The sequence below is a fragment of the Bradyrhizobium sp. HKCCYLRH1030 genome, from assembly GCF_051168395.1.
Lineage (GTDB): Bacteria > Pseudomonadota > Alphaproteobacteria > Rhizobiales > Xanthobacteraceae > Bradyrhizobium.
In genome coordinates, this window is record NZ_JBNPUY010000002.1 from 390302 (window position 1) to 414882 (window position 24581).

The window sequence follows — 24581 nt, forward strand, 5'->3', positions numbered from 1 at the left end:
CCCTCTTACAGGTCGAAGGTCGATGTGCCCCAGGCATTACGGTCAAAATGAGATCTATATGGCCGCGGCCATCGTCCAGCGTGACCTGGCCTCCCTGATGAGCTCAGGCAGATCGACGATCATCCGGCACATGTGCGTTTCCAATTTGGCACACGCACCTTTCGGATCTTGATCGCGGAGCAATTCAATCAACTCGAGACATTCGCGTACCTGGGCGCCTTGATCCGGGCTTTGCAGGATCGAGAGGCATCGGACATACCGGCTGCGATCATTGAAGTTCCGCATCATTCTTAGCATCTGCTCGTTTCGCGACAGCTGCGTGATCTGCTCGAAAACGCTTTCGATGGTCATCGCATGATGTTTGACGCACTTCGTTGCCGAGTGGCCCACTGCAACGGCTTCCACTTTCATCAAACCCCGGCCGAGACGCGCGACCGAGGACGGATCGAGTGGCCTCGTGATATTGTGCTCAAGAACCAGCCGGGCAAATTCATACAGGTCCTGCAGCTCGGACGCGTTCGGAACCTTGGAAAAGAAGCCTCGCTTCGCGATGCTGTCGATCAGTCCCTCGCCTTGCAGGCGCTCCAGCGCTTGGCGCACAGGCGTTGCGCTCGCATTGACGCGATCCGCCAGATCGTCAATGTGCAGATGCTCTCCCGGAAGCACCCGGACTTTGCTGTCAGGGACCAGATCATAGTGGATGACGAGGTCCTTGAGCTTAGTGTAAGCGGTGTCTACCTTGCTGATATCCCCGTCTGTATCACGCATGCCACGTCCCCTTGAACCACCCTAGGCGGACGCAACTTGCCGGCCGCGGACGTAGCACCGGAGAGGCGTATGCCTTGTTCCCGGATTGCTCCGACCGCGCCGACGAGCACGCATGAACGGGTTCGGCGACGCCCGACGTCGAACCCTTGCCCTGCTACTCGTTGTCCGCCCATGACTGTCATTTTTTTACACACTGTAAGCTTACGCACTCATTGCAGCCGTCACCATCATAAAAACTATGCAATCGATGTGTACTGGTTCACTGGAGCATGCTGAGACGGTGTCTCATCGCGTAAGCGGTTGCAGCGGCGCGCGAGCTCACGCCGATCTTCATATATATGTTCGCAATGTGTCTGTTGACGGTCGGCACACTAAGGCGTAGTTCCGCGGCAATGGCCTTGGAGCGGCTGCCGGCAGCGAGCTTGCTGAGGATCTCCATTTCTCGCGGCGAAAGATCATCAGGGCCTCGCGCGTATAAGTTGCGCGGCCCGACCTCGACTCCCTCTATCCGTGCTCGATCGACACGCTCCTGCCAGCTTCGCATGCCGAGTGCTACGAACTGCTCGCGTCCCCGCTGCAGCAGCGCATGCGAGGACGGCTTGTCGCCTGAGGTTCCCGTCACGATCGCCTCGTCAAGATCGACGAGCGCTCGGAGGCAGACCTGGCCTGCCCGCTCAAGGTCGCCGCGGGCCTTTGCGAAGTGTGTGCATGCCGCAACCGTGTGACCCTGAAGGGCGGCCAGACGTCCGAGGATGAATTCACGGCATTCACCGGCTGCACCGATCGTGCTTCCGTGTTTTGGAGTGCGGACCAACGCTTCGAACCGGCGCGCGCGCTTGACGTCCTCACGCTGCCAGGCGGCGCAGACCCCGAGCCCAAGTGCATCATCCGACAGTTGTCTGTCGCAATTTGTGTTCTCCAAGGATCGGAGCAGCGCCTCGATGCGAACGTCATATTCGTTTTCGCCAGGCAAGAACGCTTCAGTCAGAGCGGCGAAGCCGAGCACGATCTGTCCAAGGCGCACCGGATGATCCTTGACGATCTGCAGCGCACGCGAAGCGATTCTGCCGATTGCCGTCCAGTCGCCACCATACAAATAGGCCCGCCATGCGACCGCGGAAAGCTCCAGGGCGAGATGCAACCGGTGCCACGGTCCCAGTCGGACAGCCAGCGCACGCGCGTCGCGCAGCGCCGCGTCGGAGCTTGTCAAATGGCCCAGGCTCGCCTCGGCAATCGCGAGAGAGGTTAAGGCCTCGATCTGGCCAGGAAGCGACCCGAAACACTTGGCATCCCGCAACAGGTCGTGCGCAGTTTCGACCCCCATGGCGAGTTGTCCATGCCGATAGATCCAATCATGGGTGACGACCTCTCGAGCCCGGATGATGGCCGCCGGACTCTGCCATTCGGCGGCCCAACGTTGCACCTGCTCTGTCTGTTCGATTGATCGAGGAGCATACAGGTCGAGCGCCGAGGCACGGTCCTCTTCGTCTCCAAGCTGATGAACGAGATCGAGCGCACGCGGATCCGGCGCGTGGTAGATCGTCTCAAACGTCCCGTCATTCCATCGGCATCGCCAGTGCTGTCGGAGCACCTCCAATCGGGCCCAGTGCAAATCTCGGCGAGCACCGCAGGCCTCCAGTCCGCGCTCCACCAGAGGCTGCCACATCTCGGTGGGAGCGCCGGCGTCGCGCAGCCTGCGGGCAATCGTCACCAAGAAACTCATGATCCATGATGGCTGCCGCTCCCAGCATCGGCCGAACAGAAGGCGCGACGTCGCGTCGGCGGCTTCGACATCGAGTGATGCGGCCTGGGCAAGCGCGAGATCACGAAGCATCTCGTCCGAGACAGCATCGCCTGCGAGATCGCAAGCGATCCGAAGGAATGCAGCTTCGTGCTCGCTGATATAGTTCGCTCGCGCGCGCTCGGCTGCCTTCAGTGCGAAGGCCCGGCCGATCTCGGCACCCGCGATGCGCTGTGAAGCGTGATACTGATGTGCAATCTCTCCGGGATCGGCATCGAGCTCGGCGAGACGCGTCGCCGCGCGCCGATGCAAGATCGCTCGCCGGTCGGGGTTCAGTTCGTCGTACATGGCACGCCGCAGCAACGCATGCGCAAAGACGTAGCCATCACCTCGCACGACGAGGACCCCGGCCCTCATCGCCTCGTCGATATGGTCGAGAATCGTCTCTTCGGAATCCGATATCAGAAGCTGCAATCGGCCGAGATCGAAGCCTTCCGGAAATATCGCAGCGATCCGTAGCATCCCCAGGGTCGGCCCCGAGAGCCGCGCGAACCGTCGCGACAGCAGCGGACGCAATCCGGCCGGGATGCCGACACCGTTGGTCACGAGATCGGCGGGCCATTGGCCCTGGCGCCCCGGAAATCTTCCCTCCTCGACGAGGTGGTTGAAGAGCTCGCGCACATAGAACGGATTGCCGCCAGTCTCACGATGAATTGCCGTCGCAAGCGATGCGGGAAGCCGCTCGCCAGCCAACGACTCAAGCATGCGCATCGTGTCCGCAGGCTCGAGCGGCCGAACCGCGATCCGGTGAAGTTCGCTCTCACGCGCCATCGCACTGAGTTCCAGCGGCTCGCCACCGGTCTCGTCGGGACGGAGGGTCATGACGGTTAGCAAGGGGAGAGATCGCGTCGAGCGTAAGCAATGCAGCAACATCGACCAGGATTCGCGATCGGCCCAGTGCAAGTCCTCCAGCACGAGCAACAGTGGAGATTCGACTGCAACCGCATGAAGCAGATGAACGGCGGATTCGAACAGCCGAAACCGCTCGTCCGGTCCGGAGAGTCCTTTGAGAGCAGGAAGATCCGCAGCGGCCGCGAACGCCGGCACCAGGCGAGACAGCGGCCGAATCATATCATTGCGAGCATGGTTGAGGAGTGTCGGCTGCTCGCGAGCCCATTGGGAGAACGTGTCGGCGAACAATCCATAGGGCAGAGGTTCGGCCATCTCGTAGGCGGCCCCCCTCGCGACACAGAAACCGCGCTGCTTCGCAGTTAGGGCCAGTGCCTCGACCAGACGGCTCTTGCCGATACCAGCCTCTCCTATCAGGACCGCGCCGACAGCGCGTCCATTCGTGCTCGGGAGAAGCTCGCGAAGCCGGTTCGACTCCTGGTCCCTTCCTATAAGCGGAACACCGCTATCCTTCATGCGCTAACCAATGGCCAACCTACACGATACTCTTTCATGGCTGCGGCACGACGCACTGCCGCCCGTGCGATTCAACCGTCTCCGACAACTTAAGATTGCTTTGAGAAAATATCAGCTCGGCACGATAATACCAAGCGTCAAATCAATGTTGCGCTGCGCATATGGGACTCATCTCGCGAAGACTGTCGCGCAATCGCGACCGGCGAGACCCGAAGGACTCAGATCGATCACGATCTCCATGGCCAGTTCAGCCAATGATTGCTTGCCCTAAAAGACACACAACCATCATGAGGCGCAACTACAAAACTCAACCGAAGCATGAAACATCATTGAGTCGTTTTCTTGACGAAATTCCCCTGGCCCAACGAGCTGGCGATCGAGGAATCGCGGCGACGCCGTTCTCGACTACTCGGCGTCGGAGGCGACGCACACATGGGCCAAGCATCTGCTGCAACGCCGGAGAGAACCATGCGTTCGCATACAGGCTCAGGAGATAGCGATGGCCTCAGGAGATCGCGGGTCCTTCATATCGTCCAACAACGCACCTTCAGCGTTCGGCGGCTTGGTGCCGAACCCCGACGCGCGAATCATTTCGGAGCGTCGGATTGCGCGCATCGGAGCCGCGGCAAACCAGTGACGAGTGCTGCTTGGCACATGACATCCGGCACGCAGATCTACTGAACCGAATGTCAGAACCGTTCCTTAGGGCCGGAACGATTCGATGTACTTGATCAAACCCTTGGCGCCGAAAGAAAGTCCGGAGGTCCACGCGTCGCGGGGACGGGCCCTCGCCCATTTCTTTGCTGCACCACTCTTCGCAACGGACCCGACCGCTGAACGCGTTGCAGCAAGGCCGACCCCGACAGCGACACCGACATCGGGACCAATGAGCGCCCAGTTCCCCGCGTGAGCGTGTACATCAGCCGCTACCAGATTGCCCGGAACGAGCCCAATCGCGCCGACAAATTGAAGGCCTTTTCCGGATTTGGTTGATGTTTCCCAACTTGACTTGGTGGGAATATTTACAGTTGGAGGAGCCAAGTCCTTCTTGTTTGCAGAGCTGGCCTTATTGTAGCTCATCAATTCTTTCGTCGTGCGCCCCGTTCTCCGCGCCACCTGCACCCATGTCAGCCTGCCCTTCGACGGATCTTGGACGTCACGATTATCGTAGACGCGGTCGACCGAGAGCTTGTCACCGACCCAAGCCCCGGCCCGCGGAAGCTCGTAAGTCTGGGGGATCCAAGTCCGGTTCTCGGACACGATCTTTCTGACTGTTGTGCCATGCTCCTTTGCGAGATCTCTCAGAGATTGTCCCGGCTGGAGATCGACGGCTTGCTTTTGCCCGGGAACGTGCAGATTCTGGCCGCTCATCGACAACAGACGTCGGAGAGGCACACCGGTTTTTTTGGCGATCTGTTCCCATGTCACGGCTGTTGGGTTGCTGGCCGACGAGGCTTGGCCCGGAACGTCAATCCGCAAAGGTGCACGACTGTCCTTGTTTGCCGTGATCAGCTTCTTGATCCCGACACCATGCCTGCGAGCGAAACTCTCCAGTGACTCGCCTGGTTGCAAGCGATCGGTCGTTGCCCCGCGAAGCACGCGGCCACCGCTCGCTGCATCATAAACCCGTCGTGGTGGGATGGACAAACCACGGTGCCCGTTCGCCTCCAACAGCCGCTTCAGGCTGAGTCCCTGATCGGTTGCAAATTCCCCGTAGGTCACGCCATTCGTGACCTGACGAAGCCGCTGAGGAACCAGGATCTCGGCGGGCGCTACATTCTTGGCGTTGGCCTTGGCGATCGATCGCAGCGAGGTGCTGTGGCTGTCGAGAAACTCCTGCGGGCTTTGACCGGCTTGCACGCGTGCGTCATCGACTGCCGGAACGGATGCGCCTGCGGAATCCTTCCGAGCGGGGATCGACCATCCATGCCGATCCAGGTTCAGCGCCACGAGCGTCTTGACATCGACCCCCTCGCGCTTCGCAATCTCGGCCCATGTCGCACCAGAACTGTTGAGAGCGGTAACTGTCGGATTGATGTCTTGAACGCCAGGATTGCTTCGCGTGAGGTCGCGCGGTATGAGGCCAAGCCTTTGGGCAATGCTGACCATCGTATCGCCTGGCAGAACGTCGACTTTCGTCCCGCGCGAGCGCATCAGCGCTTGGGAGCTCACACCATTGCGCAAGGCGAAAGCTGCCTGCCCAAGACCGAGCAAACCGTCCGATATGGCGGCGGCCCTGTCTGTATGCCATCCACTCGCAGCCTTCATGAAATTGATCGAGGCGTTGGTCCCGAAACTCGAGGCGACGACGGCGCGAGCCGCCGCTTCACGAGACGACCCGAGCCACGTCCTAACCCGCGCATGCGCCAGGGGACTGTTGAAAAACGCACGACCTACTGGATTAAGATCAGCGATGGCCTCGCCCAATGCCGGCGCACCATGCGTGGCCAACACCAGTTCGCCGGCAACGGCTGCCGATGCTGCGGCCGGCGGAGCGGCAGCGACCCATTCTCTCAATCGATTCGCGATGCGCTTGGCGCCGCCTCCCGCCTGAGGTGTCGTCGAGGCGGCCAGAGCCCAATCGGCCGCGTGATCTTGGCTGATTGGCGTATCCTGCAACCCCAAAGCGGTCTGCCGGAGCGATGCGAGTGCCGCTGGATCGCCTCCGAAAACCGCCTTGTGGAAGTCGGTCTCCCCCATCCGGTCGCGAATGGCCTCCGCGATCTTTGCCTCCGTCGCATAGGGCGATGTGCCGCGGCGCGGCACGACCTGCGAGGCGAGAAACTCGGTCACACCTTCGTTCAAGTTCGAATGCGGCCGGCTTGAATCAACGACCAAGGTGCTTGCGAGCTTCTTGAACGATTCCGAGGTCAGTGCATGCACCGCCTCGTGCGCGACCACGTCCGGGCTCAATCTGTCGGTCCGCACATAGACGCGATGCCCCTGATCCGATGCGATGCTGAAAGCATCGACGGCCGCCGGATCGTGCTGGCCGCCGGCTTTTTGATATGCACGGGCGAAACCGGCGGGATCCATAGCCTGCAGCCGGATGCCATTCGGCGACGTCCGGCTCGCCTGACCCTGATAGGCGTCAAACACCTTCCTTCCCGCGTCGAACGCAGCGGGCTGTCCGGCAAGGCCCGCTTCGGTCGCGGTGCGGGATCTGCTCTGCTGATAGTGATGAGAAGCCACACCGGAAACTGTATTGAGTCCGATGGACAGATAGTCTTGCGTGGTCGGCGCCTTGCCTGACAGGAGGCCGGGACCCGCAGTCAGCATGGTGTTCGCGCCCAGCTGGGAGGCTGTCTGATAAAGCGGGTTCGACACGAGGCCATTCGGCCGTGCCGCGCTTGCGGTCCGCACGGCGACCTTGCCGTCGACGAACTTCGTCAGACCGCCAGTCACGCCGGCCATCGCGACATTCTTGAAGTATCCCGAGAACGCGTCCTTCATCTGCGCGTTGGCTTCGTCCTGCGTGACCCGTCCCTCGGAGAGCTGATACTGGGACTCGACATAGGTCCCCGCGACGTTGCCGAGGCCCATGACCCCCTGATTGGCGACCATGACCGTTGATCCGGTTGCCAGCTTCGAGACGACCGAGCTTGCAGCCTGGTCGAGGCCGCGCGTAATGAAGGCCTCCGTCGCTCCGCCCGTCAACGCCCCGCCTGCTGCGCCCAGGGACTGCACGCCCGATACGGTCGCATCGACGCCCGCCTGCTTCACTTCATCCCAGCTGCTGCCACCTTGGAAGAAGTTGTTGGTCAGCGCCGCATCGAGGGAGATGTGAGAATTGCTGTGAATGTCGCCGCCACCGAACACAGTTGCTGCATTCTGGGCCGTGTCGATGGCTTCGGCTGTTCCCGTTCCCACCAATGTGCCCGCTGCGAGGGCGGCCAATACCGGCGCGCCGGCTCCGGCCGTGGCCATCGTAACCGCGGTCGCAGCCGCGGCGATCGCGACGTCGCGCACGACTTCCTGTGCACTCGACCAATTGGCGTCGGTCTTGCGCTCGTTCTCGAACATCCGGTCATTCTGGGTGGCCAGATTACCCATGATGTTCAGATACTGGGCATTGACCTCCTGGGCAGTCATCCCTCCCTGATTTTTCTGCAGGGCCGTGAGCGCCTCTTTTTTGTCCTGCAGATCCGACTCGAGCTCAGACCGGTTGGCACCGAACAGTCCCCCGACCCAATCGCCGCCCTTCTGCAGAAGGCTGCGGTTGCCGAGCGCTTTGTCTTCCCTGTCGATGGCATCCTGCAGCTCATGCAGCCCTTGACCGATATCCACTCGCGCGTTCGCGTCCTTGAGGCTCGCAAGCTGCTCAGCGACCGCGCCATCGCTCAAGGCGCCCGGATGCTGCGCAAAGAATGTATTGTACGCATGCGAGAGCGCGCTCTGGTCAGCGGCCGTTTGCGGATCGAGTAGATTTTGCGGCAACGTCAGCCGAAACTGAGAGTCCAGCAGCTGATATTGAGCCAGCTTCTGTTGAAGCTGTGCATATTGAAGCGATTGCTGAGCCGTCGTCAGGGCGCTGCCCGCTTTGGTGAAACCTACAGCCTGTACATTGCCAGCTTGTACCAAATCAGTGTTGGCGGACTGCTGCGCGGTCGCGACCGCCGCCTCGCTCTGTGTGACACGATAATCCTGAACCAGCCTGTTGGTCGTTGCAGCCAGCTCTTTCGTGATCAGGCCGGCCGATGCCGCATCAGTTCTTGCCTGCGCTATCTGCTGCAACACCGGCGAGTTTGAGGGCAAGGGAACATGGCTATAGGTCTGCTCCAGATTAGCCAATGTCGTATTGCGCCGGTCGGCGTAGGCAAGCCCGGTTGCCGACTTGAAGCCCGCCGTCGCAATGTCGGACATTGTCGAGAGCTCGCGCAACTGATGCTGCGCTTGGTTCAGCTTGAGCTCCGTGGCGGCCGTCGGATTCTTGATATAGGCGGCCTGCGCATCCGAGACGGCCTGGTGGCCCTTGATCAGGGCGAGGTCGGTCCCGACTTTGTTCTGATAGGCGCTTGCCTGATCGTAGTCGATCTTCGCCGTGGTAGCGGTCTGCCGGGCTTGCGGGGACAATTTGGCAAGATCGGAGTCCTGCGCTGCCTCAAGATCGGTCTGCGCTGCCGCCGCAAATGCCACTCGGTGCTGAGCCGCGGCCCAGCCTGTATTCTGGTAATCAGCATTCCCGTTCGCGAGCTTGAGATCGAGCGATGCCTGCTGCGGATCGCTGCCGCGCGTTGCACGTACGGTGTACCCCAATGGATGCAGAGCGTCGTTCACCCGATCCTGGGCATCCTTCGCAACCGTCCCGTATTTCTCGGAATTCGAAGCATAATACTGGAGCTGGGCCTTGCCCTGCGCGACCATGCCGACATCGGCGTTGAGCTTGCTCCGCGCCACGGTGAAGTCGTCATAGGCGCGCAGCTGCGATGGCGTCAAATTCGCCTGGGTCGGATTTTCGTTCTGGTCGATCGTGACACCGGCTTTCTTCAGCGCTGTGGAAGCGCTCTCGAGCTCTTTCTTGTCCGCCGCGGCCTGCTGCCCGTAGACGACGCTTTTCCCTGCCGCAAGGTCGGCGCTCGCGGCATCAAGCTTGCGCTGGTCCGTCGCCAGCTTGTGTTGCCGCGCATCCTGCTGCTGATTCAGCAACGACAGACGGTGCAATGTTCCGGCGCTGATCCCCCGGTCCATCTCGGTGTCCAGACGGCCGAGCTGCGATTTGGTCTGCTCGAGAGCAGCCGTATCGGCGGTGACCTTGGCCTTTCCCGCGGAAACCTGGGCCGAGGCCGCGTCGACGAGCGGGGCAACTTTCCGCGCGACTGGATCTTTCACGGTGACCGGCGGCGGTGCCGGCTTGTAGTTCGCTGCGGCGGCGTCGATGCGTTGTGCAGCACTCAGATTGCTCTTGGCCGAACTCAACACCGCCTGGTCGGCGGTGACTTGCTGCTGAGCGGCCGCAACCTGCTTCTTCAGATCGCTGATATGGGCTTGATGCGCAGCCGCCGCGGCGCCCGCGCCGCGACCGTACCCGATCGGAGCCTTCGTTCCCTGTGCATCATTCAGTTCGGTCTGCAGTTTATGCAGCTTTCCAGCATCACCGTCGAGAGTGGTCTGCGCTTTTGTCTGAACAGATTTTGCCTGCGAAACGGCGTCCGGGACCGGCGCCGCCGGCGCCGGGGCGGGAACTCCCGGACATGTTGCCGCCGCTTTCGGCGGAGCAGGCGGGCCAAGCAACACAGGCGTCGGCTGCAGAACCGGACCTATGAAAGGCCGAAGGGGCTGAAAGAGCGGCGAAGGTGCGGTCGATGATGATCCAACGCTGCGCGCCGAATTGCGATCGAGCATGCCCGACGATGATGCCGCGGACTTCGGCCGCGGAGGTAGCGGGGGTGGGGGTGGGGGCGGAGGAGGAGGCGGACTGGCGACAACCGAGCCACCTGCGTCATCTATCCGCATTCGTGCGTCTCCCCGTTAGCGGCGGCGGCTCTGCTCTGGCAGACGCAGTTCGTCAGCCATGCAGCCCGCTCGGCGATCATGTCCGAGCGACAGTTTAGGGCATCAGCCGGCGGCCGATCCGAAATATATTGTGAAAATACTGTCGGGCAGCACGGCTACACTCAGGATATGCCGCTCGCGCGCAAGGCCGACACCACCGGCTGGAAAAACTCCTCGGTGATGTAATGGTCCTGAGCGATGCGGCGATCGAGTTCCTCTGCGAGGTCTGGATTGCGGAAACGAGGAATGCCAAGCTCAGCCGCAGCTTCGGTGAGATTGTGCGCACGGACGGAACGTCCTTTGCACACGAGCCTTGGGACCTGTGTCTCACCCGGAACATAGCGCAACCCGACCATCACATCGTCGCCCTCAATGACCAGTGTTGCGCTTTCGATTCCTCCCCGCCCTCCCCCGTGCGCCAGCGATTGACGCTGACGGCGTTGTGCGGAGCGCACCTCCGGCAGGCCCTCCTGGTCTCTCCGCTCGCGCTTCGCCTCGCTTCGTGTCATCCGCATCTCGCGCATGAACAGTCCGCGCCGCAAGAGAACGTCGATAAGGCCGCCCACCATCAGCACGACGATTGCCGCGACGACGAGCGGTGCCATCACCGCCCCGATCACCGGCGCGAGGCACGAAAGGCCGCATCCTGGCGTGTGAACCAAGGAGTTGAGCGACATCTCGAGGACGAAAACCGAGATCGTGACGAGCAGGGTCGTCTTGACCAGACTCTTCACCAGCTCGATCAGGCTCTTGAGCGCGAAAATTCGCTTCAAACCCTTTGCGGGATGCAAGCGCTCTGCGCGGGGCTTGATAGGGTCAAGGCTGAAGACGATCCCCTTGGTGACGGCGACGTTGACGACGAGGGACATTAGGACGACGATGGCCGCCCCCCTTGCAAGGTATGGCACGGCGGCTTCGTACATCATCGTTCCGATCGTGCCCGCAGCTTCCCGAAACGGTTGCCCGCCCGCATCGCCCACGAGCATCATGGCTCCCCGTAGCCGCGCGAAAAGCTCCGGCAAGATCAGCCAGAGATAGAGCAGCATGGACGACAGGCATGCACCGGCGACCATATCGGTGCTGCGAAAGACCTGTCCCTTTTCGCGCGCCTTACGTAACTTCCGCTCGCTCGGAGGCAGCGTCCGCTCCTCAGTGCCGCCATCCTCGCTCATCGCAGGAACTGCCCTAGCTGGTCCAGGATTCCGGTCAACTCTCCAAGCTGAGTACCGAAGTGATCGAGCAGAAAGGCCGCATAGAGCGGCAGAACCAGGAAATAGACCAAGTTGCGCGCCGCCATCGAAAGATCGAACACATTCAACTGCGGTGCGAAACGGGCAATCACCATCAGCGCGAACATCGCAACGAACATGGCCGCCAGCACTGGGAATGCCAGGATCAATGCCAACTGCAGCACGCGGACGAGCATTTCCAGCGCCAATAGGCCGCTCTCCGCGCGTAGCAACGGCGCGAGCTCAATGACCGGCCAGAGCCTGTAGCTGCCATAAAGGGCTTCGACGACGCTATGAAAGCCGTCGGCTGCGACGAACAGAACCACCGCAGCGAGCATAAAAAGCGTGCCAGACGCGGTGGACTCGGTCATGGCGTTGGGATCCTGAAGCTGGGCATCGGGGGCCTGACGTTCGTAGTCGAGCAGGTCGCCCGCGACCTCGGCGGCCCAGAACGGGATCCCAAGCAGCAGACCAAGGAGCCCTCCGATGATCGCTTCCTTGAACCCGACCGCGACCAATCGCAATGTTTGCGTGCCGATCGGAGGAAGCACCTCAACAAGTCCGGTCATGACCGGTAGCGAGATCGCGACCACGAAGGCACCACGAATCAAGCCGGTCAGCCCGAGGCGAACAAACACCGGAAAGGTCATGACGAAGGCGCTGGGACGCGCGATGGCGAGCGCCAACGAAAGAAGATGACGGAAGACGAGATTGGCCCCCGCCTCGATGCTGTCCAACGGCATGAGGTCAAGCCCCATCGCCACTCCGCGTCGCCCATGTCCCTCCGAGCACGATGAAGGGAAGGCCCGTCAACGCGTCAGTGCAGGAAAATCCGCAAGGATCTGATCGGCATATTGGATCAGCGGTGCCGCCAACACTGCGCCGAACACCGCCAGCGTGGCCACGACGGCAATCAGTTTGATCGTCTGCGGCAGCACCTGATCCTGAATCTGGGTTGCGGCCTGAAGAATTGAGACGAAGAGGCCAACAACCATCGCCACACCCAGGGGAGGCATGGCAAATATGAGAACGACCGTCAGACCCCTGACCAGATGATCGACGATTGTCGCTTGGCCCATTGCTTCCCCTCCCCATCTCGCAGGCTATCCGTAACTCAAGACCAGGCCATGCATCAGCTTCGACCAGCCCTCGACCATCACGAACAAGAACAACTTGAATGGGACGGAGATCGTCGATGGCGGCACCATCGACATGCCAAGGGACATCAAAACCGCGGACACCACGAGATCAATCGCGATGAAGGGCAGATAGAGCAGGAAGCCGATCTCGAAGGCGCGCTTGAGCTCCGAGCTCATGAAGGAGGGAACGAGGATAACGAGATCTTCGCTCGATAGCTTGGCCCTGCTGCTATCGGGCCATAAGCTGCCGGTGGCGGTGACGAAAAACTCCCGCTCCGCGACCGTCGTGAACCGGCTCAGATGTTCGCGAATTGGCTGGCCTGCCCGCTCAGCAGCATCTTTCCAGTCGGTAAAGGTTTGAAACTCGCTGGGACGATCATTGACGCGCTCATACACGGTCTGCACTAGCGGCGCGCTGACATAGGCCGTCAGAACCAGCGCAATGGCATAGAGCACGAGGTTTGGAGGCGTCTGCTGCACTCCCAGCGCGTTCCGGATCAGGAACAGGACCACGGCGATCTTGACGAACGATGTCATCGTCACGACGACAAAGATGACAAGGCCAAGTCCGGCGATGACCGCGAGAACAGCGAACAAATTGAACTGGGTCACGGCTTCAGCTCATTCGTGATTGAACAATCTGTTGATCCGCACGCCGATTGCCTCGCCGATCCTGACGATCTCGCCCTGCCCGATCCGCCGATTCCCCGCGTGTATCTCAATTGCATGTCGCGGATCCCGACCGAGATTGAAGACATAGCCGGGCGCAATCATGCGCAACTCGCCGAGAGGTATCTCGAGCTGGCCGATCTCAAATAGGAGCTTGATCTGGAGGTCGTCCAGGCTCACATCGTCTGCGCCTGTATCGACGCTTTCATGTGCCGTCATGTCCACAGCCGTCCAATGATGATGAAGATCGCCTCTGATCTGGTGCAACGAGTCCACCACTGTCGCGTCGCTTCCCTCGAAGCGGCATGAGGTGAGCCGACGCTCGCCGAAGACGGCGGCGACGCGTCCATCCGGCATCGCGTGTTCGATGATCACGACGTCTCCCGCCCGTAAGCTCGCAAGCAAGCGGGCGCTGACGCGCGTAACACCAAGCCGGAAGGCCGCGCAGATCGGAACTCCGACGGCGGCAGCCGGACCCAATGCTTGAACTTGATTTGCCAAACGGGATTCGTATGGCTCTGGTAAAGACAGGTAAGCACTGAACGATCGTTCGCCAAACCTGCCACGACACAGGATTCCGATCGAGTCCGGAACGCTGCCATCGAAGGAAGCATGCGTGAGGATGACGGGGAGGCCGAGCGTCTCCTCGATTGAATCAAGTATGGCGGCGCAGGCGAACTCGATCAGAAGCAGCAGATCGGGCTCGGCGAGCCTAGTTCGAGGCGGACCATCAATCGCCTGCAGCGTTGCATCGATCACCTCGACAGGCAGACTTACGGCGCATGGATCACCGCCGATCGTAAAATGCAGATGACACGCCGGCCGGCTCGAAACGCCCGAGGAGGCGCCCGAGAAGGAAATCCGCAGCGGCAGACCCGCCAACTCGCAGGTGAGTTCAGCCAGCCGCCGACACCAACGACGGGCACGTAGAACATCAGCAATGGATAGCACGTCCGGATGAAATTCGGTGATCTCACCGTCAGGCGCTCCGCGCCTGCGAGCGGGGAATGGCGCGTTCATGCTTGCCGCCCCGCCGCCCTGCCGTCCGAATTAGCCATCTCCTCTAGCAACGTCTCACGGTCCTCGCGACGGCGACGTGATTGCTGCGATAACTCATCCCACTTGCGACGCCTCCGATGAGCCTTCACGAATTCGAGGCGTAGACCCTGAACTTCGTTACGCGCAAGGTCGAGCGTACGGATGCTCGCAAGGCGCTGCTCGGCAAGCGCCATTGCCAGCGACTCGAGGCGCCTGAGTTGCGCGTCAAGTTGGGTGATCTCCCGCGCGGACATTGGACGCCCTACCATCTGCTGGTAGATCTGACCTTCGCGTGCGCCACGCGCCGCTGCTTGCAACGCAACCGCATGATTAATCTGCGTCAGTTCTGCAGCCGCTTCGACCTGTGCCTCCACGCCGCGCTGAAGCGCGGAATTCGCCCGCCGCTCCCTCTCTCCGAGAACGATCCGCATCCTGCGTATGCGCGTGAGCAGTGGATCGTACCTCATGACGCGAGCTGCTCGAGTTGATGGATCGTGCGATCCCACGGAACGACCTCGCCGAGGCCCTGCCGCAGAAAGGACTTGATAGCATCCTGCTTGGCGATCGCCTCATCGGCGATCGGATCGGATCCGGCCTTGTACTCCCCAACCTGCAGCAGGAACTCAAGCTCTGCATAGCGAGCTATGAGTTCACGCACCCTCCTGGCTGCAGAGCGATGACGGCTCGTCACGACCTGATCCATGACGCGGCTGAGGCTGGACACGATGTCAATCGCAGGGAAATGCGCCGACTGTGCGAGCTTAGGTGACAACGCGATGTGCCCGTCCAGAATGCTGCGCGTCTCCTCCGCGATCGGATCCGCGGTACCATCCCCCTCAACCAGCACGGTGTAAAATGCAGTGATTGAGCCGGCGACTCCGGGACCGGACCGCTCGAGCAACTCGGGCAATGCCGCAAACACCGACGGTGGAAAGCCCCGGCGCGTCGGCGGCTCGCCCGCGGCCAGTCCGATCTCACGCAATGCCCTCGCAAAGCGAGTGACACTGTCCTGCACCAGGAGCACGCGTGCGTTGCAATCCCGGAAGTACTCCGCGATCGTCACGGCGACATAGGCAGCCGTGACGCGCTCCGTCGGCGGCCGGTCGGAGGTTGCAACAATCACAACTGATCGCGCCCGAGCCGCTCCGGCCAGGCAGCGCTCGACCATTTCTCGAACTTCGCGCCCACGCTCGCCAATCAGTGCGACAACGCAGACGTCGACGTCCGCGTTCTGGACGATCTGGGCGACAAGCGACGATTTGCCCGCGCCGGGTTCGCCATAGATGCCGATCCGCTGCCCCTCGCCGCAGCTGAGCAGACCATCGATCGCCCGGATGCCAAGTGACAAAGGGCCGTCAACGAGCCGCCGTGCCAAGGGCGCCGGCGCAGCTCCGCGGACTCGTCGAATCTGGTCGAACTCGGGCCATCCTCGTTCCTGAACGTCGAGAGGGCGCCCGAGCCCGTCGACGACGCGGCCGAGCAGCGCTGGCCCAACCATGATGCCGAGGGCCTGCCTTGTCGAGACGACTTCCGTTCTTGTTGAGAGACCCGCCACGTCTCCGAGAGGCGTCAGCAACGCGACTCCGCCTTCGATGCCCACGATCTCGGCCCGCAGATCAGCCGAGGCATGGGCAGAACGGAGCAAACAGATATCGCCAACACGCGCATCGGGAACGATCGCCCTGATGAGGGTCCCCGACACCTGAATCACGCGCCCGCGGATCGGGCGCAGTTGCGAACGGCCTGCAGCTTCACGCAACTGCGGCAGGATTCGCGCGAGTCGGTGAGTGGCAGAGCCTGCCGGCATCATGGCTCCACCCCCTCGAAACCGGCACGCAGCGCCAAGGCGAGCTGCTCCAGTTGGGCGTCAACGGAAACATCGATCTGCCCGAACTCGCTCCAAAGCATACAGCGCCCCGGCGCAAACTGCGGGTCCGACACGATGGTGAGCTGGTCGGCACCATCCTCCAGCAGCGTCGCCACTCGTACACGGATGGACTCCATCTCCTGCGGCGCAGTCATCAGCACGAGGGCCGTACCGGAACGCATCTCTTCGAGTGCTCTGGTGATGGCGCGCGCGGCGAGATCGTCCGGCTCAAAACTTCCGAGGATCTCCCTGATGATCTCGACGACGAGCGTGATAAGTTCGTCTTGCAGATCGGCGACGAAATCATCAACCGTGACCTTCGTTTCCGCAATCAGGCGGGCCGCCTCCTCAACTCCCGCGAGACGACCATCCTCGAAGCCTCTCATGCGCTGCTCTTCGAACGCGAGCCGGGCCTGCGCGGCGATCTGCTCGCATTGCCGCCGGGCGTCGGCAAGAGAGGCAGCCGCGGAAAACCAGGTCTCCGCCTCTTCGGCTCGAACCACGGGTCCGAGCGGATGGAACGTGCCGACAGGCTTGTCACTCTCGGGGGCTTTCACGGCACCATCCCATCGGCTAGAACGCGATCAACAATCTCCGGACCAAGCTGTTGGTGTCGCCGCGAGACCGAGGAGCCCAGCGGCGAGTTAATCGGAAATCGAAGAAGGATGCGGCTGCGCAAGGTGGCGGGGAGTCGCCAGATTGCGGCATTGAGACATTGCATCCCATCACCTCGGATGAGGTCCGCAAGCGCAGATGGATTCGGGGGGCGATCGGGTTTGGGCGACAGATCGATATTGGCGAGCGCGACCTTGTGGAGTCGGGAATCGAATTCTCCGAGATGCTCCCGGAGCGTAGTCTTGAGGACCGTGGAACGAATTGCGTGGGCATGCCAAACACCGCCGGCCAGCTCACCGACGCGGCATAGCTGCTCACAGTCGAGAAGCGCAATGCGACTGCGCGTGTCAGCGACGTCGGCTGCCGTGCAGCAATCAAGCTCATAATGCACAACGATCCGCTCTGAGATATCTCGGTGGAGTCGGTCGCAGGCGAGAATCCGTGCGGCAAGCCCGGGCGAAACGCCCGGTACGCACGCGAGAAATCGTTCAACGTGGATGTAGCGTGCCGGTAATCGACAAAACGTGTCCATATCGATCACCGGCCAATGCCCCACCGGCGCGCCGGGTTCGCAGCCACCGCCGACCTTCGGAGCACGCAAGCCAAGGGATGCTCCAGGTTGCACAAGCCTACTCATTTGCCGGCCAAGCCCACTTCAATCGCACTAGGATATGACACGCAGCCGATCACGCGCCGGCCTTCGCGCCTCCCGACGCGGCGCGTTGCGTTGCGCATATCCCACGCGTGCCCGGCGCCAGAGCTGGAAGATTCCGATCGATCCCAGCAGCCCCAGCCCTACCGCGGCTGACACCTGCAGGATGAGCGGACCGTCACGCAGGGCAGATCCGTCGTGAGATAGAACGGATGCCGTCGTCTCGATCGACGTGGAGGGGCTGACTTCGACGGGATCCGAACTGCCACGCACGAAAACCACGGCCACCCTGTCGTACGTCAGTCCTTCGACACTGTTGGCAATGAGGGTCTTGATCTGCGGTAGGAGCACGGCGATTTCGGCGCGCGCGTCGTGCTTGATGAACACCGATGCCGCCGACGACGGAACCTGATCGTGACGCAACGGGTCTATCTTAGGCAGCACCACGTGGACTCGGGCAGAGATGACTCCGTCGATCTCCATGATCGTCCTTGCCAACTCTTGATTGAGCGCGTGAATCAACCTGACTCGCTCCTCTGTGGGTGACGACACCAGACCATTGCTTGAGAATATGCTGCCCATGTCTTCGAACTTCGCACGCGGCAACCCGGACGCATTCAGCAGCGTCACAGCGTCGGCAAATCGCTCCTGCTCGACCCTGACAGTATTGCTGCCGTCCTTTGCCTGGAGTCGGTCGGCGGCGATGCCGTGGTGCAGCAGAAGGGCCACCATCAGATTAGCCTCCTTCTCGCTCAAGCGGCTATAGAGCTCACCCTTGCAACCGCTCAGCATGAACGCCAAGCCCAGCACCAGCGCCAAATTCAATCCGCGCCCTCGAGCGGCCAGCCATTGTTTGCCGCAACCGGCCATTCTCATTGTCCCTTCAAGAACGTGTTGAAGATCCGGGTTGACTCGGTCGAGATTTTCGACATCAGCGTCGCCTCAATGGCAAACGAGAATGCGTACTCCAGCATTTGCAGGGCCTGACGGCCCGCGTCTGGCTTGTCCGCTCCCAGGGCCGTTCCGCCAATGTTGGAAGATGCTGGACCGGATGCTGCCGGCTCCGGCATGAGATTGAGCTCGGGCGCGACATTGCGCTGGACCCGCTCGTACGAACTCTCCATCCACTCCATCACCTTGCCGCCGAGTTGGTCGACGGCGTGCTCAGGCTCCATAGGCAGTTTAGTGACCGATCTATGCAGAGCGTCCTGAAACGACTGCTGGGCGGCCGCTCCGGGCTCAACGGCTCCGAAACTGACACCAACTGTTCCGGAAGCTGTGACGCCACCCAACGGCGCAATCGTCGTCATGTCACCGCTCCATGCCGTCTCAGGACCCCTCGTGCTCTCGCCATTGCTCACTCCAAACAAATAATGACTCACAAGGACAGCCGGACCATGGCTTGCACAACGGATCAGACAGAGCTTTGCACGGCGCCCAGCGGGGCAGAGCATAATATTTTCCTAATATATTCTCCGACGCACCCGCGACCGCTGTGATTGAATGAGATGAGCTTGATAGCAACAAGTACATGTGAGTCTGCTCGTGGGTACGCGCGATCAACTACACGATTGCCACGATTGTTCCGCGACAAGGCCGCACGAAGGCCACGTTTTCCCATGCGACCCTTTGGCATCTCGGGTTCTGGTCCCATTGCGCAGCGGGGCTGCGATCGCGACCGTCTGCCTGACGCTCTCGGCGGCTGCAATCCACACCACGTCCGCAGACGCGGGTGAACCTGCTTGGCCGACCGAGTCCTACAGGTACACCATCGTCGACCAAGACCTTGGCAACGTTCTTCAGGAATTCGGACGAAATACCGGCCTGCGGTTAGAGGTGAGCCCGGAAGTACGGGGACGTGTGCGCGGGCCTCTGCCTGAACTCAAGGCAAGAGAATTCATCGAGCATCTATCCCGGAACTACGGACTCGACTGGTATTTCGACGGCTTCCGGATTTATGTCACTAGCAACAAGGAAGCTTCGAGCAGGCTCGTTCAACTCGGTGCCGTGCCGCTCCAGCGTCTCGAAGCCGCACTTCGCGATCTCGCGCTCTCCGACGCGCGATTCTCACTCAGATCCATCAAGCAGGCCGACATGGCCCTGGTCTCGGGTCCCCCGCAATACATCCAAGCGGTGGAGCGTACGCTCGCAGCACTGAAGCCTCGAGCTGACCAGCCATCGTCCGTCACCGTCTATCGCGGGGAGCACGTCCAAGTGGTCAAGCTCAACGCCCCAGGCGACGTGCCATGACGCAGATCAACGGGTTCGCAAGTCCTGCCAGATCGACCGGACGGATCAAAGGAGGGTCAGAATGGCCGTAGAAGCATCGAGCATGACGACCGCGATGGCAAGCGCCTCGAGCAGCAGCGAGGCAGTCTCGGCTGAGGATCAAGCAAAGTTCGAGGAGGCGTTTCTCAGCGCAATGCCGCAGGCGGCCGCGTTCATGCTCATGACTGTTGCTCAGGACGGTATTCAGGAGATGGCATCCGTTGGCGACGAGAATAGTGCAACCCCGGATCCGTGACGGAGCCTGCCGACTGACGCCTCGTTAGACCCTTTGCTCAGAACAAGACAGATAAGACATCGGATCGCAAACAAGGAGAGAGTTGCATGTCTAGGGTCAGCTCCCACGCATCATCCTCACGTGAAGCTCACACCGGTCACATGATGGGTCCGCACGGACACGCGTCGTCCTGGCCCGGCTTTGCAGGATTTCAGCCCACGCTCGGCGGGTCGTCAGCTCATCCGGCTCATCGCTGTGATGCGGGGGATTGGTGGCAGTCGTCGATGCCGCCCGCTTCGCAGCAGCAAGATCCGCGGACGTCTTCCATAGCATCGGACGTTCTTGGATTGGTCGCGGACGCAAAGACACCTGCAGACAAGGCGGCTCTGATCTCGGCGGCCATCAGCATCCTGAGGGGCGGACCGAGCCAGTGCGACGCGCGGAACAACGGCCGCGTTGCCAAGATCCTTGGTGACCTGACCCATCAGATCACGAATTCCACTGGGCCCAGCGATCCCGCCAAAGGTCAGCTGCTCGACGGGATCGCGAAGATCCTGAAGCAACTCGTGTCCGGCCCATCCCATCAACCCGGCGCGAACAGCTCGATACTCAAGACGCTGAATCAGCTCGTCAGCCAAGTCTCAGAGGCAAAGGGCCTTGACCAAGCGACGAAGAACAACATCCTCGACAAGCTTTCCTCGATCATTCTGCAACTCGCGGATTCAAGCTCGGGATCGCCATGCGACCGCTCCGCGGGACACCTCTCGGCCGACAACCATATCACCGACAGAGCTGAGTAAAGCAACGAGGCCTCATTCTCGCAACGCGACGAGAGCGATGAGACCAGGACGTTGAAGGAAGCGCGAGAGGCGTACCTCACAAGGTGCGCCTCGGGACGGGATCCAAGCCGCCGCTTCAGCCGAGAGGTGATCAGCGTGGACAACGCTAACGATCACTTCCCGGCTGGAGGGCATTCCCCGACAGCCCAATCCTCAACGCAACACGAACATAGAGAGATAAAGCGATGTCCCATTCAACAGGCTCCGTTTCTTCGACGACGTCATCGAACTCGAGCATCGATAGCGCGATCGCGAAGATGAAGAGTGCCTTCGACGAAGCGATCAAGACGAATGCCGAGATCACGACCAAGAAGACGCACTGGGGATCGATCGAGACGGTCGCGCAGCAGCGCCCGAACGTCGGCTGATCCAGCGATCGCCCTCGGACAGCTACCAACCGCTTACGGCACGGGGCGTTCGTACCGAGCGCTCCGCTGCCAACATGGCTGCTAGGCCCTGATGGAGAGGCAGAGAATGCCGGCATCACCGTCCCCATTCGAACTCACAATCCGATCGGGCCTTCATGCCGGGGTCAGGCAAGAACTCGACGCCGGGACCTATCTGGTGGGTCACTCGATGGACGCCGATGTCGTTCTCATGGATGACTGTCTGGCTCCTTTGCACGCGCGGTTCGCGCTAGAGGCGGACTGTTGCGAAATCGAAGGCACCGCAGATAATGTTCTGCTGAACGGCACCCTGCTCGGTGCCGGAGAAGCACGGATCAGTCGTTATCCGGCCGATGTCGTTCTGAATGGAATTCAGCTCCGCTTCACCCGCAAGCGCAGAACGACCCGCTATACCTTCTTGAGGTATGGACTCGGCACCGCCGCGATCCTGGTCTGTCTAGCCCTGCTTCTGCAGGGATTTCCCGCTGGTGCGGACAAGGTGCCCGGCGATGGCGGCTATGCCACAGCTGAGCGGCTGAGATCCCCCCGCTGCGACTCCGACTGTTCGACGAAATATCCGAGCAGGCACGCGCCCAATTCGCCCGCCCCCACCCTTACGCCCGCACGACTGCCCGGCCAGGACAGAACGGGACGGGCCGGCGCGGAGCCCGGCGCGCCGGTGGCGGATTTGAACAGCGCGGCGGACGCGCTGCGCCAGCGATTGCTGACTGCGGGCCTCACGACCGTCGAGATTGTCAGCGACTCAAACGCCATCACGGCGAGAGGAAGCATTGAACCCGCGGCGTTAGGCAGGTGGCGCGACATTGAGCGATGGTTCGACGGCACGTTCGGCATTGCCATCGTGTTGACGAGCCAGGTCGAGGCGAAATCTGTAAAGCGTAGCGCCCCTTTGACCGTTCAGGCGATTTGGGCCGGAAATGGGCCGTATGTCATTGATGGACGCGGTCAGAAGCTGTTCGCAGGCGCCGTTATCAGCGAAGGGTGGATCGTCGATCGAATTGAACAAGATCGGGTCGTATTGCGTCGCGGCGCAGACCTGCTCGCCGTGAGCTTGTAAGACCATGCCGCTCTGCGTTTCGATCAATGTGACGAAGGTTTCGATCCCGCTTGGATGGAACCGCAGATTATGACGGCCATTGTCGAGAGCTTGACCCGCTGGTCGAACGACAAGCGCGAGCTTCTCGTCGTCATCCTGATCGTCAGCACGATCATGGCGATGATCCTGCCGATTCCGACGGCGCTCGTCGACGTCATGGTGTCCGTCAACATCGGCGCGTCGATTCTGCTGCTGATGGTGGCGTTCTACTTGAACGCCGCGGTCGAATTCTCCGCACTTCCGGCAATCATTCTCATATCCACGGTGTTCCGGCTCTCGATTTCCATCACCATTACGCGCCTAGTGCTCAGCCAGGCCGATGCCGGGTCCATCGTTCAGACCTTTGGCGAGTTCGTCGTTTCCAGCAATGTCGTGGTTGGGCTCGTGGTGTTCCTGATCATCACGATCGTCCAGTTCGTCGTCATCACCAAAGGATCTGAACGGGTCGCCGAAGTTGCTGCCCGATTCACGCTCGATGCGCTGCCGGGGAAGCAGATGAGCATCGATGCCGACCTTCGCAACGGCGACATCAACCAGGCCGAGGCCCGGCGCCGCCGACGCCGGCTGGAGCGCGAGAGCCAGCTCTACGGAGCGATGGACGGCGCCATGAAGTTCGTCAAAGGTGATGCGATCGCCGGTCTCATTATCATCGCCGTCAACCTCGTTGGCGGCATCGTTGTCGGCACCGTGCAGCACAGGCTGCGTATCAGCGAAGCGATCCAGCTCTACTCGTTGTTGACGATCGGCGACGGCTTGGTCTCCCAAGTCCCGGCGCTGTTCGTGTCGATGGCGGCGGGAACGGTCGTGACCCGGGTTGCGACAGAAGCGCCGAGCAATCTTGGTTCCGAGATCATGGAGCAGATCACGTCGCAGCCGCAATCCCTGCAGCTGGCCGGTCTCATGATGCTCGGGCTGGCGTTCGTACCGGGTTTTCCGGCGCCGATTTTCCTTTTTATGGCCACCGTGTTCGGCGGCTCCGGCGTTGCGATGCTCTTGGCTCGACGGCGAGCCCAACGAACCTCCGGCACGGCGCAACCGTCCGACCCGTCAGAGCCCACGAGAAGTTCGCGGATCGCTATCCCGGCGGCCAAGTCTGCACCGATCATGATCCTCGCGGAAGCCGCCTTGTGCGATGAACTGCGGAGAGCCGGCATTCATGATCGGATCAGGCGGACGCGACAGGACGTGGCAGACTGGCTCGGATGCGCCTGTCCAGGGGCGGCAGTCGACGAAAGCAGCGCCCTGGCGCCCGGTCATTTCAGGATCGAGCTGCATGGCGTGCCTCTTCTGCTCTCGTCCGGTGAACTGGATCAGCCGACAACCCGAACGGCGGGGGGAGCGGCCATCTCCGCAGTCGATGCCGAGCTGCGGCGCGTTCTTGTCCGCTATGCGCCGGAGTTCCTCGGCATACAGGAGACCAAGCGCCTGCTCAACCAGTTAGAGGCTGACTACGCCGACTTGGTGCGCGAGGCCTTGCGTGTGGTCCCTACACAGCGCATCACCGATGTCCTTCGCCGGCTGCTCGACGAGCGGGTGTCCATCCGCAATCTGCGGCTGATTCTTGAGACGCTGGCCGAGTGGGGAATGCGGGAGCAGAGCAGCGTCATGCTGGTCGAGCACGTGCGGCTGGCGCTGCGCCGGCAGATCTGCTTCGAAAGCTCAGGATTTGATCGGACCTTGCGCTGCTTCGTGCTTGATCGACAGACAGAGGAAGCGATCCGAACGGCCGTGCACGCCCTCGATGAAAACGCTCAGACGTCTCTCGATCCTGCCGTCAGCACGCGCCTGCTTGATGCGTTGACCCGGCAGCTTGCCGACGTCGATCATCTTGCCGCATCGCCGAGTATTGTACTGGCCTCCGCCGACCTGCGCCGGGTGGTCTGGACGCTGCTTGCGCCGTCCGGTCTCAATGTGGTCGTGCTCTCCTATCAGGAAATCTCAAAGGACTTTCGGGTCGAGCCGATCGCCGTCCTTGGATTGGATGAATCACGCGAGCAGGCTGAACCTTCCCCGATCCCGGCGATGCAATGAACCAGTCAACCCGCGACGACACCTGCGAGGTTTCGAGACCTGAACTATAAGACAGTGCAATATCCGTAGG

19 protein-coding genes are annotated in these 24581 nt (G+C 61.4%); 5 read left to right on the forward strand and 14 right to left on the reverse strand.

Annotation, left to right across the window (positions count from 1 at the left end; all coding sequences use genetic code 11):
• Positions 1 to 54: 54 nt before the first annotated feature.
• From ACQR1E_RS07150 to ACQR1E_RS07215, 14 genes are all read right to left on the reverse strand, one after another.
• Positions 55 to 768: a GntR family transcriptional regulator gene (locus ACQR1E_RS07150; RefSeq protein ID WP_315825600.1), complete on the reverse strand. Its 714-nt coding sequence runs from the start codon at positions 766 to 768 to the stop codon at positions 55 to 57.
• Between the two features lie 259 nt (positions 769 to 1027).
• Positions 1028 to 3934 carry a helix-turn-helix transcriptional regulator gene (locus tag ACQR1E_RS07155; protein WP_434896851.1) on the reverse strand — a complete coding sequence of 969 codons (2907 nt, stop codon included), beginning with the start codon at positions 3932 to 3934 and terminating at the stop codon, positions 1028 to 1030.
• 702 nt (positions 3935 to 4636) lie between these two features.
• Positions 4637 to 10276 (reverse strand): LysM peptidoglycan-binding domain-containing protein, encoded by a 5640-nt coding sequence (locus ACQR1E_RS07160; protein WP_434896852.1) that lies wholly within the window; start codon positions 10274 to 10276, stop codon positions 4637 to 4639.
• Between the two features lie 272 nt (positions 10277 to 10548).
• Positions 10549 to 11598 (reverse strand): EscU/YscU/HrcU family type III secretion system export apparatus switch protein, encoded by a 1050-nt coding sequence (locus tag ACQR1E_RS07165; RefSeq protein WP_434896853.1) that lies wholly within the window; start codon positions 11596 to 11598, stop codon positions 10549 to 10551.
• Positions 11595 to 12413 (reverse strand): type III secretion system export apparatus subunit SctT, encoded by an 819-nt coding sequence (gene sctT, locus ACQR1E_RS07170; protein ID WP_315751851.1) that lies wholly within the window; start codon positions 12411 to 12413, stop codon positions 11595 to 11597. The genes ACQR1E_RS07165 and sctT overlap by 4 nt, the downstream gene beginning before the upstream one ends.
• Positions 12414 to 12464: 51 nt before the next feature.
• A complete protein-coding gene (sctS, locus tag ACQR1E_RS07175; protein WP_315715074.1) occupies positions 12465 to 12734 on the reverse strand; it encodes a type III secretion system export apparatus subunit SctS in 270 nt (89 codons plus the stop codon).
• A gap of 24 nt (positions 12735 to 12758) precedes the next feature.
• Positions 12759 to 13406, reverse strand: a complete 648-nt coding sequence (sctR, locus tag ACQR1E_RS07180) for a type III secretion system export apparatus subunit SctR (RefSeq protein WP_315735421.1) — start codon at positions 13404 to 13406, stop codon at positions 12759 to 12761.
• Positions 13407 to 13415: 9 nt separating this feature from the next.
• Positions 13416 to 14483 (reverse strand): type III secretion system cytoplasmic ring protein SctQ, encoded by a 1068-nt coding sequence (sctQ, locus tag ACQR1E_RS07185; protein ID WP_434896854.1) that lies wholly within the window; start codon positions 14481 to 14483, stop codon positions 13416 to 13418.
• Complete coding sequence (locus ACQR1E_RS07190; protein ID WP_434842515.1) at positions 14480 to 14932, reverse strand: hypothetical protein; 453 nt, start codon at positions 14930 to 14932, stop codon at positions 14480 to 14482. The genes sctQ and ACQR1E_RS07190 overlap by 4 nt, the downstream gene beginning before the upstream one ends.
• Positions 14933 to 14964: 32 nt before the next feature.
• Positions 14965 to 16308: a FliI/YscN family ATPase gene (locus ACQR1E_RS07195; RefSeq protein WP_409997691.1), complete on the reverse strand. Its 1344-nt coding sequence runs from the start codon at positions 16306 to 16308 to the stop codon at positions 14965 to 14967.
• Positions 16308 to 16925: a type III secretion system stator protein SctL gene (gene sctL / locus ACQR1E_RS07200; protein WP_315825608.1), complete on the reverse strand. Its 618-nt coding sequence runs from the start codon at positions 16923 to 16925 to the stop codon at positions 16308 to 16310. Before sctL ends, ACQR1E_RS07195 begins: the two co-directional genes overlap by 1 nt.
• Positions 16922 to 17584, reverse strand: coding sequence for a SctK family type III secretion system sorting platform protein (locus tag ACQR1E_RS07205; RefSeq protein WP_315825609.1), 663 nt, complete (start codon positions 17582 to 17584; stop codon positions 16922 to 16924). The genes sctL and ACQR1E_RS07205 overlap by 4 nt, the downstream gene beginning before the upstream one ends.
• A gap of 63 nt (positions 17585 to 17647) precedes the next feature.
• Positions 17648 to 18505 (reverse strand): type III secretion system inner membrane ring lipoprotein SctJ, encoded by an 858-nt coding sequence (sctJ, locus tag ACQR1E_RS07210; RefSeq protein ID WP_434842514.1) that lies wholly within the window; start codon positions 18503 to 18505, stop codon positions 17648 to 17650.
• Between the two features lie 2 nt (positions 18506 to 18507).
• Positions 18508 to 18945, reverse strand: coding sequence for a hypothetical protein (locus tag ACQR1E_RS07215; RefSeq protein WP_315825611.1), 438 nt, complete (start codon positions 18943 to 18945; stop codon positions 18508 to 18510).
• A gap of 343 nt (positions 18946 to 19288) precedes the next feature.
• Between ACQR1E_RS07215 and ACQR1E_RS07220 the strand changes: the two genes are divergently transcribed.
• From ACQR1E_RS07220 to ACQR1E_RS07240, 5 genes are all read left to right on the forward strand, one after another.
• Complete coding sequence (locus ACQR1E_RS07220) at positions 19289 to 19885, forward strand: nodulation protein NolW (RefSeq protein ID WP_315751844.1); 597 nt, start codon at positions 19289 to 19291, stop codon at positions 19883 to 19885.
• Between the two features lie 61 nt (positions 19886 to 19946).
• Positions 19947 to 20159, forward strand: a complete 213-nt coding sequence (locus ACQR1E_RS07225) for a hypothetical protein (RefSeq protein WP_315751843.1) — start codon at positions 19947 to 19949, stop codon at positions 20157 to 20159.
• Between the two features lie 326 nt (positions 20160 to 20485).
• Positions 20486 to 20938 (forward strand): hypothetical protein, encoded by a 453-nt coding sequence (locus ACQR1E_RS07230; RefSeq protein WP_315751842.1) that lies wholly within the window; start codon positions 20486 to 20488, stop codon positions 20936 to 20938.
• A 513-nt stretch (positions 20939 to 21451) separates the two neighbouring features.
• A complete protein-coding gene (locus tag ACQR1E_RS07235; protein WP_316189443.1) occupies positions 21452 to 22441 on the forward strand; it encodes a SctD/MshK family protein in 990 nt (329 codons plus the stop codon).
• A gap of 54 nt (positions 22442 to 22495) precedes the next feature.
• Entirely contained in the window at positions 22496 to 24511 is a 2016-nt protein-coding gene (locus ACQR1E_RS07240) for a flagellar biosynthesis protein FlhA (RefSeq protein ID WP_316189442.1), read from the forward strand.
• The last annotated feature ends 70 nt before the right edge of the window (positions 24512 to 24581 follow it).